This window comes from Rhizobacter sp. LjRoot28 (genome assembly GCF_964253025.1).
Classification (GTDB): domain Bacteria; phylum Pseudomonadota; class Gammaproteobacteria; order Burkholderiales; family Burkholderiaceae_C; genus Rhizobacter.
This window is the reverse complement of sequence record NZ_CAXUQC020000001.1, coordinates 2,466,708-2,488,431: the sequence shown is the minus strand read 5'-3', so window position 1 is coordinate 2,488,431 and position 21,724 is coordinate 2,466,708. Positions and strand designations below refer to the sequence as shown.

The 21,724-nt window shown below is 66.2% G+C and carries 1 protein-coding gene; it reads right to left on the bottom strand.

What is annotated here, in order from left to right; translation table 11 throughout:
• Window positions 1–181 precede the first annotated feature (181 nt).
• Window positions 182–21,445, bottom strand: coding sequence for an immunoglobulin-like domain-containing protein (locus tag ACSQ2F_RS11365; protein ID WP_436022793.1), 21,264 nt, complete (start codon window positions 21,443–21,445; stop codon window positions 182–184).
• Window positions 21,446–21,724: the final 279 nt, after the last annotated feature.

Sequence of the window (21,724 nt, the reverse complement as noted above, 5' to 3'; positions counted from 1 at the left end):
GCCTCTTCTTCTTGGTCGGGCCTGGGCCCGGGGCCCCGCGGGCAGCCGGGCGGCGCAGCGAACCCATGAATGGCGAAGGTGAGCCGCCGGGCGACCGGAGGTTCACTTGGCGTCCTTCGCGGTACGCCCGCTCGCGAGGGGGCTGCAGGCGCGTCCCGCGCTGCAGCCCCTCGCGGCCTCATCACATCCCGCCGTCGACCACCAGCTTCGACTTGTTGAGCAAGTCCTGGATGATCTGCTGGTCGGTGTTCAGCGCGCCGGAGGCCGTCAGGTCCACGCCTTGCAGCGTGATGGATTGGTCCACGGCACCCGCGTTGTAGCCGCCGGAGAACCCGCCCGACGTGCTGATCTGGATGGTGGTGGAACCGTCCACCGTGTCGAAGTGCAGGTAGCTGGTGAGGTTGCCAGTGGCCGCACCGGCCGCAGTTTCGCCCTGCAGCAGGTCACGCAGGTCGAGCACGTCGCCTCCCGCCGACGCCGGCAGGACATTGAAGTCGGTCACCGTGTCGATGGATGGGGTGCCGTTCACGCCTTGCTCGGCGAACTCCCAGCGGAAGACGTCCGCGCCATCGCCGCCGACAAGCACGTCGTTGCCACGGCCGCCCGACAGCACGTCGTTCCCGGCGCCGCCTTCCAGCCTGTCAGCGCCGTCGCCTCCCAGCAGTCGGTCATGGCCGGCGCCACCTTCCAGGCGGTCGCTTCCGTCTCCGCCCTCCAAGGTGTCGTGTCCCTCACCGCCGCGCAGGATGTCGTTGCCCGCCAGACCGACCAGGCGGTCGTTGGCGGCCGTGCCGGTCAGCGTCTCGGCACCGCTCGTGCCGTAGATGTTGTTCGAGATGGCACCGAGGGTCAGCGTCGACGTGCTGGACTGCCCGTCGTCGTCCGTCAACGTGTAGCCGATCTCGACCGGCGCCACGGCCGGGGCCGTGTTGTCGAGGTTGATGCTCTCGAACGAGATGTTGGAGATGCGCGCCTCGGCGACGCTGTTGGCCTCGACTTCGATGCGGCCGATGTTGCCGTACTCGGAAGGAAGCGTGACGGTGTTCTCTCCGGAACTGTAGAACTGGCCGATCTGCTGGCCGGTGACGTCGAACACCGTGTACGTCAGCGCTCCGATCACGCCGATCAGTGCCCCGGTACCCGGCCCGAGGTTGCTGGCGCCCGCATTGATGCTGAAGCTGACGTTCTGCACGCCGTAAGGATGCGTCACCGTCGAGAACGTGAACACCAGTCGCTCCAGGTCGCCCAGCGTGTTGGCGGAGCTTCCACTGTTGGATACGCCTGCACCCGTGTTGGCGTAGTTGACTGCTACCCCCGTCGCGCCGGGCCTGCCGACCGCCGTGACGGACACGCCGTTCGAGTTCGCGGATCCTGTAGCGCTCAGCTGGTTCGTGACCGCAGCGTCGTGCGGCGTACCCGTCAGCGCGGCCGAGGGCGGCGTGTAGTTGTAGTAGCCGCTGCTGTTGAACACCAGCACACTGCCGGCGTTGGCGCCGGAACCGGTCCACGTCAGCTGCCCGTTGTTGATGACGAAGGTGTAGCCCACGCCCGAGCCACTGCTGTTGGTCGTCAGGTCGAAGCTGCGGCCCTGGAACTGCAGGCTGGTGACCTCCGCGTTGTCCACGGCCGTGTCCACGCCGTCGCCACGCTGCGAGAAACTGGCGACCTGCGTCCCGAGTGCAAGCCCTGCGTCCGTCCCGGCGCCCGTGATCACGTTGCCCTCGAGGCGGGTCTCGTTGATCTGCAGGGTGTCGGTGTCAGGCCGTGCGATGGGCGCGCCGTTGGTCACGACGAAGTTCAGGTTGGTGGTCGGCGTCAGGTCGCCGTCGCCGTCGCGCGCCTGGAACGTGAGCGTGAAGTTGTCGCCCTCGGCGGCCGTGCCATTGGTGTAGTAGGTGTAGCTGCCGGTGCTGAAGTTGAAGATCAGCGTGCCCTTGCCGAAGCCGGTCGACGAGCCGAGCGTCAGCATGTCGCCGCTCTTCGGGAAACCGGTCAGGAACGTGCTGTTCTGGCTGATCTGGTTGGTGGACGCGTTGTACGTGAAGGTCACGTCACGGTCGGGCACGCCATCGCCGTTGCTGTCGAGCTTCACCGTGATGTTCAGAACCTGGCCGCCGTCGGCACCCAGGACCGAGCCCACTGCACTTCCGGTCGTCCCGACAAGGTTGCCGCCGAAGGCGGGCGGAACCGTGCTGAGCAGCGAGGCGCCCAGCTGGTTCAGGTCGGGCACGATCACGGCCGCATCGCGCGTTCCATCGCCGTCACCGTCCACGTTGTGGATGGCGTCCAGCGCGTCGGTGCTCGAAATGCCGGTGCCGATGCCGACGCCATACGAATCGATGCCGTTGGCCGCGATGAAGTTGCCGTAGGTGTTGAGTGCCGTCGTCGTGTTGCCGGTGCTCGGCGCCCCGTCGGACAAGAAGTAGGTTGCGTTGCTGACCGACGTGTTCACCGTGCCGTAGGCGCTGCGTGCCGCGTCCAGCGCCGCCTGGTAGTTGGTGCCGCCGGAGGTCGTGCCGGTGATGCCATTGATGGCGGCCACCGTTGCGGCGAGGGACGTGAACGCGTTGTTGTTGTTCAGGATCGAGGCGCCATCCGAGAAGGTGACGATCTTGATGGCCACCGACTGCGACTGGTTGTAGTACTGCTCGACCAGCTGTACCAGGGCCTCCTTGGCCATCGTCAGGCGAGTGGTCACACTGCTGGTTCCGTCCGCGTTGACGCGACGGACCTGGCCACCGTAGTCGGCGGTCGTCATGCTGCCGGAGATGTCGAGCACCAGCACCAGGTTGTAGCTGGGCAGCGGCACCTGCGAGACGGCGATGTCGTGGTCGGTCACCACCGGCATGTCGTCGACGACGTTCACGCGAAGTGACGCGGTCACGCCGGCGTTCGAGGTGTACTGGAAGACCTCGGTCACCGCCAGGTCGTTGCCTGCGGCGCTGTTGTTCGCATTCGTTTCCAGGGTGTATGTGTACGACCCCGCGTTCGCTCCGGAGGCCTGCACGACAAGCCGGCCCAAGGCCGAGTCCACCGTGATGACGCCATTCTCGGCCGAGTAGGTCGTGCCGTTGTGAACAATGTTGTTGATGACGGTTCCGCCGCCGTCGTTGGCCATCAGCGTTCCCGCGGCGACGAGATCACCACCACCCGTGCCGCTGGCCAGGGCGCTCTCGTGCACGGTGGCCAGGTCGTCACGCGCAATCACGGTGTTGACCGTGACGCTCGCGGTGCTCGTTTGCCCGTCGGTGTCCGTCAGGGTGTAGCTGAACGTGGCGTTGCCGGTCGTGGTCGGTGTGAAAGTGTACGTGCCGTTGTTGTTGTTGACCAGCGTCCCGCCGGAGACAGCGCTCACGCCAGTGATGCGGGCGTCATCCCGCAGGATGTCATTGGCCAGCAGCTGCGCCTGGGTGATCGTGATCGGCGTGCCGAGGGTCGTGCGGAAGGCGTCGGCTGCCGCGACCGGCGCACCGTCGCTCACAGGCGTCACGTTCACCGTCACGGTGTTGGGCGCAGCGTCGAAGCCGCCGTCGCTGTCGCGCACGCTGAAGGTCAGCGCCGCGTAGCCATTGCCATGGTCGTTTGCATTCGGGGCGTAGGTCACCGCCCCGGCCGAGATCTGCGCGGCCGTGACGACTTGTCCGGCCGTGGCTGCGATGCCGCCCACGTACAGCGTGCCGTTCGTCGGCAAGGTGTCGAAGCGCACTGCGGCAGGGGATGCGTTGCTGCCGTCTTCCAGGTCGTTCAGGCGGAAGTCGGCGAGGGTGAAGGGCCGTGCGGTGTCCTCCGCCGTGCTGATGGTGATGTCGCGGCCTTCCGGCAGGTCGTTGACGGACACCACGTTGACCGTGGTCGTGGCCAGGTTGCTGGTGTTGTTGCCGTCATTCACCTGCACGGTGACCGTGCGGGGTGCGGTGCTCGGGTCTTCGCTGTCGTTGACGAAGGTGATGTTCTGGATGCGCTGCAGGTAGTCGGCCAGCGTGGCCGTGCCGGTCAACGTCAGCGTCACCGTGGTGCTGGTGTTGAGGGCGTTGACCGAAATGCCTGACACGTCGTTGCCCAGGTTCAAGGCGTCGCCCGGCTGGCGGTTGGTCAGCGTGATCGTGGCGCTCGTGAGCAGGGTGCTGTCGGCATCCGTGATGCTCATGTCGGTGTCGACGATGCGAACACCGGCGCCGCTCTGGCCTTCCGTGAACGTGACGGCGTAGTTGGCACCCGGCGCGCCACTCGAATTGTTGGCATCCAGGTCGATGACCGGTGCGGAGTCGTTGTCGATGATCGTCGCGATGCCGGTCGCATCTGCGAGGGTCGCGTTCACCGCGCCGGTCAGGTTCACCCTGAACGTCTCGGTGGATTCGACGATGCTGTCGTGCACGAGCGGCACCGTGATCGTCATCGTCGTCTGGCCGGGGGCGAAGGTGACGGTGCCCGTGGTGCTCGTGAAGTCCGAGCCGGCCACGGCCGTGTCGTTGGCCGTCCCGTAGTTCACCGTGACCGTGCGGCCGCTCTCGGCGGACAAGGTGACCGTGAAGGTCGCCGACGTCGCACCTTCGTTGACCGTCACATCACTGATGGACAGGGCGGGTGTCGGATCGGCGTCGACCAGTGTCGTCGTGACTGTGTTGAACGTCGGGCTGGCCGCGATGGCTTCAAAGCCGCCCGTGCCGGTAATCGTTCCAATGGACACCGTCAGGGTCTCGTCCGCCTCGTCACGTCCGTCGGCAACAACCGGCAGCGTGAACGTATACGAGCTGGCGCCCGCAGGAATCGTGACGTTGGTGACAGCCGTGTAGTCAGCTCCGGAGGCGGTGCCGCCGTAGTTGATCGCCACAGTCACCGGCGAGGTGGAGGGCGCGCTCAGTGTGAGCGTATAGCTGGCCGACGCCCCTTCCGTCACGCTGCCCGAAGCCGCCGTGAGCGAGACCGTCGTGACATCGCTGTCGTCGGTGACGATGGTCGAAGCCGACGAGGTTGCAGTGACGGCCTCGTAGTTGCCACCCGAAGTCGAGTTGATCGACACGGCGACGGTCTGGTTGCCTTGCGCCTGGACGTCGTCCGGGCGTACGGCGACCGGCGCGCCGGTGACGGAGCTCTGGTTCACCGGGATGGTGAGGACCTGGCCGTTGGACAGCGTCACAACGAGAGGGGAGCCAGTGACCGGTGCGCTGACGGCTACCGTGTAGCTGATCGATCCGCCTTCGATCACCGAAGTGGCCGACGGCGTGACAGTGATGACTGCGGCATCGGCGTCGTCAGTGACCGTGGTCGTTGCCGAGGACGTTGTGGTGATCGCCTCGAAGGTTCCACCGCTGCGGCCCGACACGGTGACGTTGAGCGTCTGGTTGCCCTGGATGTAGGCATCATCCCCACGGACGTTGAACGGCGTGCTGTTGCCGGACGACTGTCCCACGGGAATGGTGATCGTCTGGCCGTTGGACAGCGTCAGCACCAGCGGCGAGCCGGCCACGGCGTTGTTCAGGGTGGCGGTGTAAACGATGGAGCCACCTTCAGCGACCGACGAAGTGGAGGCCGTGAGGGTGAGCGTGGTGCTATCTGCATTGTCAGTGACGACGGTCGACGCGGACGAGGTCGCGGTCACGGCCTCGTAGTTGCCGCCGGTCGTCGAGTTGATCGACACAGCGACGGTCTGGTTGCCCTGGGCCTGGACGTCGTCCGGGCGCACGGCGACAGGCGTGCCGGTGACCGAGCTCTGGTCCACCGGGATGGTGAGAACCTGGCCGTTGGACAAGGTGACCACCAACGGCGAGCCGGTCACTGGTGCGCTGACCGCGACCGTGTAGCTGATCGAGCCACCTTCCACCACGGACGTGGCAGACGGAGTGACGGTGATGATGGCCGCGTCGGCATCGTCGGTCACGGTTGTCGACGCGGACGACGTGTTGGTGACGGCTTCGAAGGCGCCACCCGTGCGGCTCGCGACTGTGACGTCGAGCGTCTGGTTGCCCTGGACGTAGGCGTCGTCCGCGCGGACATTGAATGCCGCGCTGCTACCGGACGATTGACCGACGGGGATGGTGATCGTCTGGCCGTTGGACAGCGTGAGGACGAGCGGCGAGCCGGCCACGGCGTTGTTCAGCGTGGCGGTGTAGATGATCGAGCCACCTTCGGCGACCGACGAAGCGGAAGCGGTGAGGGTGAGCGTGGTGCTATCGGCGTCGTCAGTGACGACGGTCGACGCAGACGAGGTCGCGGTCACGGCCTCGTAGTTGCCACCAGAGGTCGAGTTGATCGACACGGCAACCGTCTGGTTGCCTTGAGCTTGGACGTCATCCGGGCGCACGGCGACCGGTGCGCCGGTGACAGAGCTCTGGTTCACCGGGATGGTGAGAACCTGTCCGTTGGACAAGGTGACAACCAGCGGCGAACCCGTGACCAGTGCACTGACCGCGACTGTGTAGCTGATCGATCCGCCTTCCACGACGGAGGTGGCAGACGGAGTGACGGTGATGACGGCCGCGTCGGCATCATCAGTCACGGTAGTGGTTGCCGAGGAGATGTTGGTGACCGCCTCGAAGGTTCCACCGCTGCGGCCCGACACGGTGACGTTGAGCGTCTGGTTGCCCTGGATGTAGGCGTCATCCCCACGGACGTTGAACGGCGTGCTGCTGCCGGACGACTGTCCCACGGGAATGGTGATCGTCTGGCCGTTGGAAAGCGTCAGCACCAGCGGCGAGCCGGCCACGGCGTTGTTCAGCGTGGCGGTGTAGACGATCGAACCACCTTCGGCGATGGACGAAGCGGAAGCCGTGAGAGTGATCGTGGTGCTGTCGGCGTCGTCGGTGACGATCGTCGAAGCCGACGAGGTTGCGGTGACGGCCTCGTAGTTGCCACCGGTGGTGGAAGTGACCGACACGGCAACCGTCTGGTTGCCCTGGGCCTGGACGTCGTCCGGGCGCACGGCGACAGGCGCGCCGGTGACAGAGCTCTGGTTCACCGGGATGGTGAGCACTTGACCGTTGGACAAGGTGACCACGAGCGGCGCACCGGTGACCGGTGCACTGACTGCGACCGTGTAGCTGATCGAGCCGCCTTCCACGACGGAGGTCGCGGAGGGCGTAACAGTGATGATGGCCGCGTCAGCATCATCAGTCACGGTAGTGGTTGCCGAGGAGGTGTTGGTGATCGCCTCGAAGGTTCCACCGCTGCGGCCCGACACGGTGACGTTGAGCGTCTGGTTGCCCTGGATGTAGGCGTCATCCCCACGGACGTTGAACGGCGTGCTGCTGCCGGACGACTGTCCCGCGGGAATGGTGATCGTCTGGCCGTTGGAAAGCGTCAGCACCAGCGGCGAGCCGGCCACGGCGTTGTTCAGCGTGGCGGTGTAGACGATCGAACCACCTTCGGCGATGGACGAAGCGGAAGCCGTGAGAGTGATCGTGGTGCTATCGGCGTCGTCAGTGACGACGGTCGACGCAGACGAGGTGGCGGTCACGGCCTCGTAGTTGCCACCAGAGGTCGAGTTGATCGACACGGCAACGGTCTGGTTGCCTTGAGCTTGCACGTCATCCGGGCGCACGGCGACCGGTGCGCCGGTGACAGAGCTCTGGTTCACCGGGATGGTGAGAACCTGTCCGTTGGACAAGGTGACAACCAGCGGCGAACCCGTGACCGGTGCACTGACCGCGACTGTGTAGCTGATCGATCCGCCTTCTACGACTGAGGTGGCAGACGGAGTGACGGTGATGATGCCCGCGTCGGCGTCGTCGGTCACCGTGGTCGATGCGGACGACGTGGTGGTGACGGCTTCGAAGGTGCCACCCGTGCGGCTTGCGACCGTGACGTCGAGCGTCTGGTTGCCCTGCACGTAGGCGTCGTCCGCGCGGACATTGAATGCCGCGCTGCTACCGGACGATTGACCGACGGGGATGGTGATCGTCTGGCCGTTGGACAGCGTGAGGACGAGCGGCGAGTCCGCCACGGCGTTGTTCAGCGTGGCGGTGTAGATGATCGAGCCACCTTCGGCGACCGACGAAGCGGAAGCGGTGAGGGTGAGCGTGGTGCTATCGGCGTCGTCAGTGACGACGGTCGACGCGGACGAGGTCGCGGTCACGGCCTCGTAGTTGCCACCAGAGGTCGAGTTGACCGACACGGCAACCGTCTGGTTGCCCTGGGCCTGGACGTCGTCCGGGCGCACGGCGACAGGCGAGCCGGTGACAGAGCTCTGGTTCACCGGGACGGTGAGCACTTGACCGTTGGACAAGGTGACCACGAGCGGCGAACCGGTGACCGGTGCGCTCACCGCGACCGTGTAGCTGATCGAGCCGCCTTCGACCACGGACGTGGCAGACGGAGTGACGGTGATGATGGCCGCGTCGGCATCGTCGGTCACCGTAGTGGATGCAGACGACGTGTTGGTAACGGCCTCGAAGGCGCCACCGGTGCGGCTCGCCACCGTGACGTCGATCGTCTGGTTGCCCTGGACGTAGGCGTCGTCCGCGCGGACATTGAATGCCCCGCTGCTGCCGGACGATTGACCAACCGGGATGGTAATGGTCTGCCCGTTGGACAGCGTCAGCACCAACGGCGAGCCAGCCACGGCGTTGTTCAACGTGGCGGTGTAGATGATCGAGCCACCTTCAGCGACCGACGAAGCGGAAGCCGTGAGGGCGATCGTGGTGCTGTCGGCATCGTCGGAGACGACGGTCGAGGCGGTGGACGTTGCCGTCACTGCCTCGTAGTTGCCACCCGACGTGGAGTTGATCGACACAGCAACCGTCTGGTTGCCTTGGGCCTGGACATCGTCCGGGCGCACGGCGACCGGCGTGCCGGTGACCGAGCTCTGGTTCACCGGAATGGTGAGGACCTGGCCGTTGGACAGGGTCACCACGAGCGGCGAACCCGTGACCGGCGCGCTGACCGCGACCGTGTAGCTGATCGATCCGCCTTCCACGACGGAGGTGGCAGACGGAGTGACGGTGATGACGGCCGCGTCGGCATCATCAGTCACGGTAGTGGTTGCCGAGGAGGTGTTGGTGACCGCCTCGAAGCTGCCGCCACTGCGGCCCGACACGGTGACGTTGAGCGTGTCGGCGCCCTGGACGTACGCGTCGTCCGCGCGCACGTTGAATGCCGCGCTGCTGCCGGACGATTGACCAACTGGGATGGTGATGGTCTGCCCGTTGGACAGCGTCAGCACCAACGGCGAGCCAGCCACGGCGTTGTTCAACGTGGCGGTGTAGATGATCGAGCCGCCTTCAGCGACCGACGAAGTGGAGGCCGTGAGGGTGAGCGTGGTGCTATCTGCATCGTCAGTGACGACGGTCGACGCGGACGAGGTCGCGGTCACGGCCTCGTAGTTGCCACCAGAGGTCGAGTTGATCGACACGGCAACCGTCTGGTTGCCTTGAGCTTGGACGTCATCCGGGCGCACGGCGACCGGTGCGCCGGTGACCGAGCTCTGGTTCACCGGGATGGTGAGCACTTGACCGTTGGACAAGGTGACCACGAGCGGCGAACCCGTGACCGGTGCGCTGACGGCCACCGTGTAGCTGATCGATCCGCCTTCCAGCACAGACGTGGCAGACGGAGTGACGGTGATGATGGCCGCGTCGGCGTCGTCGGTCACCGTGGTCGATGCGGACGACGTGGTGGTGATGGCCTCGAAGGCGCCACCGGTGCGGCTCGCGACCGTGACGTCGAGCTTCTGGTCACCTTGGACGTAAGCGTCGTCCGCGCGGACATTGAATGCCGCGCTGCTGCCGGACGATTGACCAACCGGGATGGTGATGGTCTGCCCGTTGGACAGCGTCAGCACCAGTGGCGAGCCTGCCACTGCATTGTTCAGCGTGGCGGTGTAGATGATCGAGCCACCTTCGGCGACCGACGAAGCGGAAGCCGTGAGGGCGATCGTGGTGCTGTCGGCATCGTCGGAGACGACGGTCGAGGCGGTGGACGTTGCCGTCACTGCCTCGTAGTTGCCACCCGACGTGGAGTTGATCGACACAGCAACCGTCTGGTTGCCTTGGGCCTGGACATCGTCCGGGCGCACGGCGACCGGCGTGCCGGTGACCGAGCTCTGGTTCACCGGAATGGTGAGCACTTGACCGTTGGACAGGGTCACCACGAGCGGCGAACCCGTGACCGGCGCGCTGACCGCGACCGTGTAGCTGATCGATCCGCCTTCCACGACGGAGGTGGCAGACGGAGTGACGGTGATGACGGCCGCGTCGGCATCGTCGGTCACCGTGGTCGATGCGGACGACGTGGTGGTGATGGCTTCGAAGGTGCCACCCGTGCGGCTTGCGACCGTGACGTCGAGCGTCTGGTTGCCCTGGACGTAGGCGTCGTCCGCGCGGACATTGAATGCCGCGCTGCTGCCGGACGATTGACCAACCGGGATGGTGATGGTCTGCCCGTTGGACAGCGTCAGCACCAACGGCGACCCAGCCACGGCGTTGTTCAACGTGGCGGTGTAGATGATCGAGCCACCTTCAGCGACGGACGAAGCGGAAGCCGTGAGGGCGATCGTGGTGCTGTCGGCATCGTCGGAGACGACGGTCGAGGCGGTGGACGTTGCCGTCACTGCCTCGTAGTTGCCACCCGACGTGGAGTTGATCGACACAGCAACCGTCTGGTTGCCTTGGGCCTGGACATCGTCCGGGCGCACGGCGATCGGCGTGCCGGTGACCGAGCTCTGGTTCACCGGAATGGTGAGGACCTGGCCGTTGGACAGGGTCACCACGAGCGACGAACCCGTGACCGGCGTGCTGACCGCGACCGTGTAGCTGATCGAGCCGCCTTCGATGACGGAGGTGGCCGAGGGCGTCACGGTGATGACTGCGGCGTCGGCATCGTCAGTCACGGTAGTGGTTGCCGAGGACGTGTTGGTGATGGCCTCGAAGGCGCCACCGGTGCGGCTCGCGACCGTGACGTTGATCGTCTGGTTGCCTTGGACGTAGGCGTCGTCCGCGCGGACATTGAATGCCGCGCTGCTGCCGGACGATTGACCAACCGGGATGGTGATGGTCTGCCCGTTGGACAGCGTCAGGATCAACGGTGCCACAGCGACCGGGTTGTTCAGCGTGGCGGTGTAGATGATCGAGCCACCCTCAGCGACCGACGATGTGGAAGCGGTGAGGGTGAGGGCAGTGCTATCGGCATCGTCACTGACGACAGTCGAGGCAGTGGACGTGGCGGTGACAGCCTCGTAATTGCCCCCGGAGGTCGAGTTGATCGACACGGCGACCGTCTGGTTGCCCTGGGCTTGCACGTCGTCCGGGCGCACGGCGACGGGTGTGCCGGTGACGAAGCTCTGGTTCACCGGGATGGTGAGCACTTGGCCGTTGGAAAGGGTCACCACGAGCGGCGAACCGGTGACCGGTGCACTGACGGCCACCGTGTAGCTGATCGAACCACCTTCCACCACGGACGTGGCAGACGGAGTGACGGTGATGATGGCCGCGTCGGCGTCGTCCGTCACCGTGGTCGATGCGGACGACGTGGTGGTGACGGCTTCGAAGGCGCCACCCGTGCGGCTTGTGACCGTGACGTCGAGCTTCTGGTCACCCTGGACGTACGCGTCATCCGCGCGGACATTGAATGCTGCGCTGCTGCCGGAGGACTGCCCGACCGGGATGGTGATCGTCTGACCGTTGGAAAGCGTGAGCACCAACGGCGAGCCGGCCACGGCGTTGTTCAACGTGGCGGTGTAGATGATCGAGCCGCCTTCGGCGACCGACGAAGTGGACGCGGTGAGGGTGAGGGTGGTGCTATCGGCGTCGTCAGTGACGACGGTCGATGCGGACGAGGTCGCGGTGACTGCCTCGTAGTTGCCACCCGAAGTCGAGTTGATCGACACGGCGACGGTCTGGTTGCCTTGCGCCTGGACGTCGTCCGGGCGCACGGCGACCGGCGCGCCGGTGACCGAACTTTGGTTCACCGGGATGGTGAGCACTTGACCGTTGGACAAGGTGACCACGAGCGGCGAACCCGTGACCGGTGCGCTGACCGCGACCGTGTAGCTGATCGAGCCACCTTCGACGACCGAGGTGGCCGAGGGCGTCACGGTGATGATGGCCGCGTCGGCGTCGTCGGTCACCGTGGTCGATGCGGACGACGTGGTGGTGACGGCTTCGAAGGCGCCACCCGTGCGGCTCGCGACCGTGACGTCGAGCTTCTGGTCACCCTGGACGTAGGCGTCATCCGCGCGGACATTGAATGCCGCGCTGCTACCGGACGATTGGCCGACGGGGATGGTGATCGTCTGGCCGTTGGACAAGGTCAGCACCAACGGCGAGCCAGCCACGGCGTTGTTCAGCGTGGCGGTGTAGACGATCGAACCACCTTCGGCGACCGACGAAGTAGAGGCCGTGAGAGTGAGGGCAGTGCTATCGGCGTCGTCAGTGACGACGGTCGACGCGGACGAGGTTGCGGTCACGGCCTCGTAGTTGCCACCCGACGTGGAGTTGATCGACACAGCAACCGTCTGGTTGCCTTGCGACTGAACATCGTCCGGGCGCACGGCGACCGGCGCGCCGGTGACGGAGCTCTGGTTCACCGGGATGGTGAGCACTTGACCGTTGGACAAGGTGACAACCAGCGGCGAACCCGTGACAGGTGCGCTGACCGCGACCGTGTAGCTGATCGATCCGCCCTCCACCACGGAGGTGGTTGACGGCGTGACGGTGATGATGGCCGCGTCGGCGTCGTCGGTCACGGTGGTCGATGCGGACGACGTGGTGGTGATGGCTTCGAAGGTGCCACCAGTGCGGGTTGCGACCGTGACGTCGAGCTTCTGGTCACCTTGTACGTAAGCATCATCCGCACGCACGTTGAATGCCGCGCTGCTGCCGGAGGACTCGCCAACCGGGATGGTGATGGTCTGCCCGTTGGACAGCGTCAGCACCAACGGCGAGCCGGCCACGGCGTTGTTCAGCGTGGCGGTGTAGATGATCGAGCCGCCTTCGGCGACCGACGAAGTTGAGGCCGTGAGGGTGAGGGTGGTGCTGTCGACGTTGTCGGAAACGATGGTCGACGCGGACGAGGTTGCAGTGACGGCCTCGTAGTTGCCACCCGACGTCGCGTTGATCGACACAGCAACCGTCTGGTTGCCCTGGGCCTGGACATCGTCCGGGCGCACGGCGACCGGCGTGCCGGTGACCGAGCTCTGGTCCACCGGGATGGTGAGGACCTGTCCGTTGGACAAGGTGACAACCAGCGGCGAACCCGTGACAGGTGCGCTGACCGCGACCGTGTAGCTGATCGATCCGCCCTCCACCACGGAGGTGGTTGACGGCGTGACGGTGATGATGGCCGCGTCGGCGTCGTCGGTCACGGTGGTCGATGCGGACGACGTGGTGGTGATGGCTTCGAAGGTGCCACCAGTCCGGGTTGCGACCGTGACGTCGAGCTTCTGGTCACCTTGTACGTAAGCATCATCCGCACGCACGTTGAATGCCGCGCTGCTGCCGGACGATTGACCAACCGGGATGGTGATGGTCTGCCCGTTGGACAGTGTCAGCACCAGCGGAGAACCTGCCACTGCATTGTTCAGCGTGGCGGTGTAGATGATCGAGCCACCTTCGGCGACCGACGAAGCGGAAGCCGTGAGGGCGATCGTGGTGCTGTCGGCGTCGTCGGAGACGACGGTCGAGGCGGTGGACGTTGCCGTCACTGCCTCGTAGTTGCCACCCGACGTGGAGTTGATCGACACAGCAACCGTCTGGTTGCCTTGGGCCTGGACATCGTCCGGGCGCACGGCGACCGGCGTGCCGGTGACCGAGCTCTGGTTCACCGGAATGGTGAGGACCTGGCCGTTGGACAAGGTGACAACCAGCGGCGAACCCGTGACAGGTGCGCTGACCGCGACCGTGTAGCTGATCGAGCCACCTTCCACCACGGACGTGGCAGACGGAGTAACGGTGATGATGGCGTCGTCGGCGTCGTCGGTCACCGTGGTCGATGCGGACGACGTGGTGGTGATGGCTTCGAAGGTGCCACCAGTGCGGGTTGCGACCGTGACGTCGAGCGTCTGGTCACCCTGGACGTACGCGTCGTCCGCGCGGACATTGAATGCCGCGCTGCTGCCAGAGGACTCGCCAACCGGGATGGTGATCGTCTGGCCGTTGGACAGCGTGAGGACGAGCGGCGAGCCGGCCACGGCGTTGTTCAGCGTGGCGGTGTAGATGATCGAGCCACCTTCAGCGACCGACGATGCAGAGGCCGTGAGGGTGAGGGCGGTGCTGTCGGTGTTATCGGAGACAAGGGTCGATGCAGTGGACGTCGCGGTGACGGCCTCGTAGTTGCCCCCGGAGGTCGAGTTGATCGACACGGCGACCGTCTGGTTGCCTTGGGCCTGGACATCGTCCGGGCGCACGGCGACCGGCGTGCCGGTGACGGAGCTCTGGTTCACCGGAATGGTGAGAACCTGGCCGTTCGACAAGGTCACCACCAGCGGCGAGCCGGTGACTGGTGCGCTGACAGCGACCGTGTAGCTGATCGAGCCGCCTTCCACGACGGAGGTGGCAGACGGAGTGACGGTGATGATGGCCGCGTCGGCGTCGTCAGCCACGGTGGTCGTTGCCGTCGAGGTGACGGTGAGGCCTTCGAACGTGCCGCCGGTCTGGTTCGTCACCGAGACCGTCAGGGTGTCCGTGCCTTGAACGTAGGCGTCGTCGGCTCGAACCAGGAACGGCGACGTCGCGCCGGTGGACTCACCGACCGGAATCGTGATCGTCTGGCCATTGGACAGCGTTAGCACCAGCGGGGCACTGGCGACCGGGTTGTTCAAGGTCGCGGTGTAGATGACCGAGCCGCCTTCGGCGACGGAGCCGGTCGAAGCCGACAGCACAAGCGTCGTGTTGACCACTTCGTCGGTGACGGTGGTCGAGGCCACGGACGTTGCGTTCACCGCCTCGAAGTTGCCGCCCGAGGTTGTCGTGATCGATACGGTGACCTTCTCATCGCCCTGAGCCTGGGCATCATCCGGACGCACGCCAACCGGCGAACCGGTGACGGTGCTGTCGCCGACGGGAATGGTGAGTACCTGTCCGTTGGACAGGGTAACAACCAGCGGCGAACCCGTGACCGGTGCGCTGACGGCCACCGTGTAGCTGATCGATCCGCCTTCCAGCACAGACGTGGCAGACGGAGTGACGGTGATGATGGCCGCGTCCGCGTCGTCCGTCACCGTGGTCGACGCGGACGACGTGGTGGTGATGGCCTCGAAGGCGCCACCGGTGCGGCTCGCGACCGTGACGTCGAGCTTCTGGTCACCTTGGACGTAAGCGTCATCCGCACGCACATTGAATGCCGCGCTGTTGCCGGAGGACTCGCCAACCGGGATGGTGATGGTCTGCCCGTTGGACAGCGTCAGCACCAACGGCGAGCCAGCCACGGCGTTGTTCAACGTGGCGGTGTAGATGATCGAGCCGCCTTCGGCAACCGACGAAGTTGAGGCCGTGAGGGTGAGGGTGGTGCTGTCGACGTTGTCGGAAACGATGGTCGACGCGGACGAGGTTGCAGTGACGGCCTCGTAGTTGCCACCCGACGTCGAGTTGATCGACACAGCAACCGTCTGGTTGCCCTGCGCCTGGACATCGTCCGGGCGCACGGCGACCGGCGTGCCGGTGACCGAGCTCTGGTCCACCGGGATGGTGAGGACTTGTCCGTTGGACAAGGTGACCACCAGCGGTGAACCCGTGACCGGTGCACTGACCGCGACCGTGTAGCTGATCGAGCCACCTTCCACGACTGAGGTGGCAGACGGAGTGACGGTGATGATGGCCGCGTCGGCGTCGTCGGTCACGGTGGTCGATGCGGACGACGTGGTGGTGACGGCTTCGAAGGCGCCACCCGTGCGGCTTGCGACCGTGACGTCGAGCGTCTGGTTGCCCTGCACGTAGGCGTCGTCCGCGCGGACATTGAATGCCGCGCTGCTACCGGACGATTGGCCGACGGGGATGGTGATCGTCTGGCCGTTGGACAAGGTCAGCACCAACGGCGAGCCAGCCACGGCGTTGTTCAGCGTGGCGGTGTAGACGATCGAACCACCTTCGGCGACCGACGAAGTAGAGGCCGTGAGAGTGAGGGCAGTGCTATCGGCGTCGTCAGTGACGACGGTCGACGCGGACGAGGTTGCGGTCACGGCCTCGTAGTTGCCACCCGACGTGGAGTTGATCGACACAGCAACGGTCTGGTTGCCCTGGGCCTGGACGTCGTCCGGGCGCACGGCGACCGGCGTGCCGGTGACCGAGCTCTGGTTCACCGGGATGGTGAGGACCTGTCCGTTGGACAGGGTGACAACCAGCGGCGAACCCGTGACCGGTGCGCTGACGGCCACCGTGTAGCTGATCGAGCCACCTTCCACCACGGACGTGGCAGACGGAGTGACGGTGATGATGGCCGCGTCGGCGTCGTCGGTCACGGTGGTCGATGCGGACGACGTGTTGGTGATCGCCTCGAAGGCGCCACCCGTGCGGCTCGCGACCGTGACGTTCAGCGTGTCGGTGCCTTGGACGTAAGCGTCGTCCCCGCGGACATTGAATGCCGCGCTGCTGCCGGAGGACTCGCCAACCGGGATGGTGATGGTCTGCCCGTTGGACAGCGTCAGCACCAACGGCGAGCCAGCCACGGCGTTGTTCAACGTGGCGGTGTAGATGATCGAGCCACCTTCAGCGACCGACGATGCAGAGGTCGTCAGGGTGAGGGTGGTGCTGTCGGTGTTGTCGGAGACAAGGGTCGATGCGGTGGACGTCGCAGTGACGGCCTCGTAGTTGCCACCCGAGGTCGAGTTGATCGACACAGCGACGGTCTGGTTGCCCTGGGCCTGGACGTCGTCCGGGCGCACGGCGACCGGCGTGCCGGTGACCGAGCTCTGGTTCACCGGAATGGTGAGAACCTGGCCGTTCGACAAGGTCACCACCAACGGCGAGCCGGTCACTGGTGCGCTGACCGCGACCGTGTAGCTGATCGAGCCACCTTCCACCACGGACGTGGCAGACGGAGTGACGGTGATGATGGCCGCGTCGGCATCGTCGGTCACGGTTGTCGACGCGGACGACGTGTTGGTGACGGCTTCGAAGGCGCCACCCGTGCGGCTCGCGACTGTGACGTCGAGCGTCTGGTTGCCCTGGACGTAGGCGTCGTCCGCGCGGACATTGAATGCCGCGCTGCTGCCGGACGATTGACCGACGGGGATGGTGATCGTCTGGCCGTTGGACAGCGTGAGGACGAGCGGCGAGCCGGCCACGGCGTTGTTCAGCGTGGCGGTGTAGATGACCGAGCCGCCTTCGGCGACCGAGTCGGTCGAAGCCGACAGCACGAGCGTGGTGTTGGCGATCTGATCGGTGACGGTCGTCGACGCCGTCGAGGTGGTGTCGACCGCCTCGAAGTTGCCACCGGAGGTGTTCGCGATCGAGACAGCGATCGTTTCGTCGCCCTGCGCCTGGGCGTCATCGGGACGAACGGCCACCGGCGAGCCGGTGACGGAGCTCTGGTCTATGGGGATGGTGAGGACCTGGCCGTTGGACAAGGTCACGACGAACGGCGAGCCGGTCACCGGCGCGTTCACGTTGACCGTGTAGACAATCGATCCGCCTTCCGCGACCGAGGTCGACGAGGCCGAGACCGTGACGATGGCTTGATCGGCATCGTCGGTGACGGCGGTCTGCGCCGTCGAGGTGACGGTGAGGCCTTCGAACGTGCCGCCGGTCTGGGTGGCGACCGAGACGTTGAGCGTGTCCGTGCCCTGCACATAGGCGTCGTCGGCTCGAACGAGGAACGGCGACGTCGCGCCGGTGGACGCGCCAACCGGAATCGTGATCGTCTGACCGTTCGACAGCGTCAGCACGAGCGGGGCGCCAGCGACCGGGTTGTTCAGGGTCGCGGTGTAGATGATCGAGCCGCCTTCGGCGACCGAGCCGGTCGAAGCCGACAGCACGAGCGTGGTGTTGGCGATCTGATCGGTGACGATGGTCGACGCTGTGGAGGTGGCATCCACCGCCTCGAAGTTGCCACCGGAGGTGTTCGCGATCGAAACAGCGATCTGCTCGTCGCCCTGTGCCTGGGCGTCATCGGGACGAACGGCCACCGGCGAGCCGGTGACGGAGCTCTGGTCTACGGGGATGGTGAGGACCTGGCCGTTGGACAAGGTCACGACGAACGGTGAGCCGGTCACCGGCGCGTTCACGTTGACCGTGTAGACGATCGATCCGCCTTCCGCGACCGAGGTCGACGAGGCCGAGACCGTGACGATGGCTTGATCGGCATCGTCGGTGACGGCGGTCTGCTCCGTCGAGGTGACGGTGAGGCCTTCGAACGTACCGCCGGTCTGCGTGGCGACCGAGACGTTGAGCGTGTCCGTGCCCTGCACGTAGGCGTCGTCGGCTCGAACGAGGAACGGCGACGTCGCACCGGTGGACGCGCCAACCGGAATCGTGATCGTCTGACCGTTCGACAGCGTCAGCACGAGCGGAGCGCCAGCGACCGGGTTGTTCAGGGCCGCGGTGTAGATGACCGAGCCGCCTTCGGCGACCGAGCCGGTCGAAGCCGACAGCACGAGCGTGGTGTTGGCGATCTGATCGGTGACGGTCGTCGACGCCGTCGAGGTGGTGTCGACCGCCTCGAAGTTGCCACCGGAGGTGTTCGCGATCGAGACAGCGATCGTTTCGTCGCCCTGCGCCTGGGCGTCATCGGGACGAACGGCCACCGGCGAGCCGGTGACGGAGCTCTGGTCTATGGGGATGGTGAGGACCTGGCCGTTGGACAAGGTCACGACGAACGGCGAGCCGGTCACCGGCGCGTTCACGTTGACCGTGTAGACAATCGATCCGCCTTCCGCGACCGAGGTCGACGAGGCCGAGACCGTGACGATGGCTTGATCGGCATCGTCGGTGACGGCGGTCTGCGCCGTCGAGGTGACGGTGAGGCCTTCGAACGTACCGCCGGTCTGCGTGGCGACCGAGACGTTGAGCGTGTCCGTGCCCTGCACGTAGGCGTCGTCGGCTCGAACGAGGAACGGCGACGTCGCACCGGTGGACGCGCCAACCGGAATCGTGATCGTCTGACCGTTCGACAGCGTCAGCACGAGCGGAGCGCCAGCGACCGGGTTGTTCAGGGTCGCGGTGTAGATGACCGAGCCGCCTTCGGCGACCGAACTCGTCGAAGCCGACAAGACGAGCGTGGTGTTCGCCACGTTGTCCGACACGGTGGTGGTCGCGGTCGAGGTGGCGCTGACCGCTTCGAAGTTGCCGCCCGCGCTGTTCGCGATCGACACGGCGATCGTCTCGACGCCTTGCGCTTGGGCGTCATCGGGACGGACTGCGACTGGAACGCCGGTGACCGTGCTCTCACCGACCGGGATCGTGAGCGTCTGACCGTTCGACAAGGTCACGACGAACGGCGAACCCGTCACCGGCGCGTTCACGCTCACGGTGTAGGCGATGGAACCGCCCTCGGCGACCGAGGTCGATGAGGCGCTGACCGTGACGACGGCCTGGTCGCCGTCGTCGGTGACCGCGGTCTGGGCGGTCGAGGTGAGCGTCAGGCCTTCGAACCTGCCGCCGGTCTGGTTGGTCACCGCGACGTTCAGCGTGTCGGTGCCCTGACGGTAGGCGTCGTCCTCGCGGACGGAGAAGGGCGACGTGGACCCGGTGGAGGAGCCCACCGGGATGGTGATGGTCTGGCCGTTGGACAGCGTGAGCACCAACGGCGAGCCGGCGACGGGGTTGCTGAGCGTGGCCGTGTAGACCACCGACCCACCTTCGGCCACCGTGGCCGCCGAGGCGCTGAGGCTCAGCGTCGTGCTGTCTGCATTGTCGGAGACGAGGGTCGACGCAGTGGCCGTCGGCAGGATGGCTTCGAAGTTGCCGCCGCTCGTGCCGCTGACCCCGACGGACAGCACCTGGTTGCCCTGTTGCTGGACATCATCCGGTCGCACGGCGAAGGCAGCGCCGGTGGCGGACGACTGGCCCACGGGGATCGTGATCGTCTGGCCGTTGGTGAGCGTCACCACGAGCGGTGAACCGGTGACCGGGCTGGACACCGTGGCGGTGTAGGTGAGGCTGCCGCCCTCCGTCACGGTGGACGACGATGCGCTGAGGGCGACGGTCGTCGTGCTGACCTGGTCGGCAACAAGCGTGCTGGCGGTGGTGAAGGAGGTGGCCTCGAAGTCGCCGCCCGAAGCGCTGGACACGCCCACGGTGACGGTTTCGCTGCCCTGCACATAGGCGTCGTCGCCGCGCACCGGGAACGGCGCGCTCGTGCCGGTGCTCGCCCCCACCGGGATGGTGACGGTCAGGCCGTTCGAGAGCGTGAGCACGAGGGGCGAACCGGCCACCGGGTTCGACGTGGTGGCGGTGTAGACCACGCTGCCGCCTTCCGACACGCTGCTGCTCGACGCGGACAAGGTCACCGTGGTGGCGGTCGGCGTGTCGGTGACGGTGAGGGCCACCGACGGTGCAGCACCGAGCGCTTCGAATTGACCACCGGCCGTGCCGGTGACTTGAACGGACACCGCCTCGTTGCCTTGAGCGCTGACGTCGTCCTGGCGGACGAGGAACGGCGTGCTGCTGCCGACGCTGGCGCCGACCGGAATGGTCACGGTCTGGCCATTCGACAGCGTGATCACCAGCGGGCTGCCGGCGACCGGGGCGTTCAAGGCCACGGTGAAGACCACGCTGCCGCCTTCACCGACGGTGCTCGACGAGGACGTCAGGGTCAGCGAAGTGACGTCGGTGTCGTCGATGACGTCGGCACGCACGGAAGGGGTCGGCGTCAAGCCGGCACCATTGCCGCCGGTCGCGCCGGCCACACCGACCTCGATGGCTTGCGAGCCCTGGGCCTGGACGTCGTCCGGGCGCACGAGGATGGGTGCGCTCGTCCCCGAGGTCTCTCCCACGGGAATGGTCACCGTGGCGCCATTGGTGAGCGTGAGCACGAGCGGGGCACCGGTCACCGGCGTGGCGACAGTCGCCGTGAAGGTCAGGCTGCCGCCTTCGGCCACCGTGCTGGCCGACGCCGTGAGCGTCACTTCCAGCGGCGGTGCTGGCTGCTCCGGCTCGGGTTGGGTTTCCGAAGCCGCCACCGGCTGCGTGATGGGGGCGGCCGCGTAGTCGGTAGGCAGCAGCGCAGCGGGGGTCGTGCCTTCCGCCACCCGATCGACGCGCAACCCGGCCTGCAGGCCGCCGCCATCGCCTGCGCTCAGGCCGGCCGCCGGTGCGGTGTCGGCGGTGGGGTTGTCCACCTCGGCAATGATCCGGTCGAGCTCGGAATCGGCATCTGTCGACGGCGGGGCCGCTGCCACCTGGAGTGCCTGATCGGGCGTCAGCTCGACGATGCCGTCCTGGGTCGTGATGATCACGTCACCCTTGGCCACCTTGTCGCCGAGCTGAAGGACCCGCACCTTGCCGTCCGGGCCACGGACGAGGGCCACGCCTCCCCAGAGACCACTGACGGTGCCGTTGAGGGTCTGGATCAGGGTGGGCATGGGCAATCCTTGTCTTTACTGCTTGTGTTGCGAGATGTTACTCAGGCATCGGCTGGCTTATTCGTCGCGTGGCCGGGCATTTCGTGAAGAGGATCACCCGAAATGCATGCCTGACGGCGAATAAGGGCGTGCGCCCCCGCGCCAGCCGGATACACCGGCAGCGCTTCGACGGCATATCGGCGCTCCGCGGCAGAAATTGAGGACTGATTTCGAGCTTCGGTGCAGAAAGTGCACGGCACACCGTGAAAGGCATCACGGCCAACTCGGGGGCGGCCTGCA

What these genes read in the sequence shown, in the direction of transcription:
- ACSQ2F_RS11365 (WP_436022793.1), bottom strand. Translation starts at nt 21,445, where the DNA reads ATGCCCACCCTGATCCAGACCCTCAACGGCACCGTCAGTGGTCTCTGG.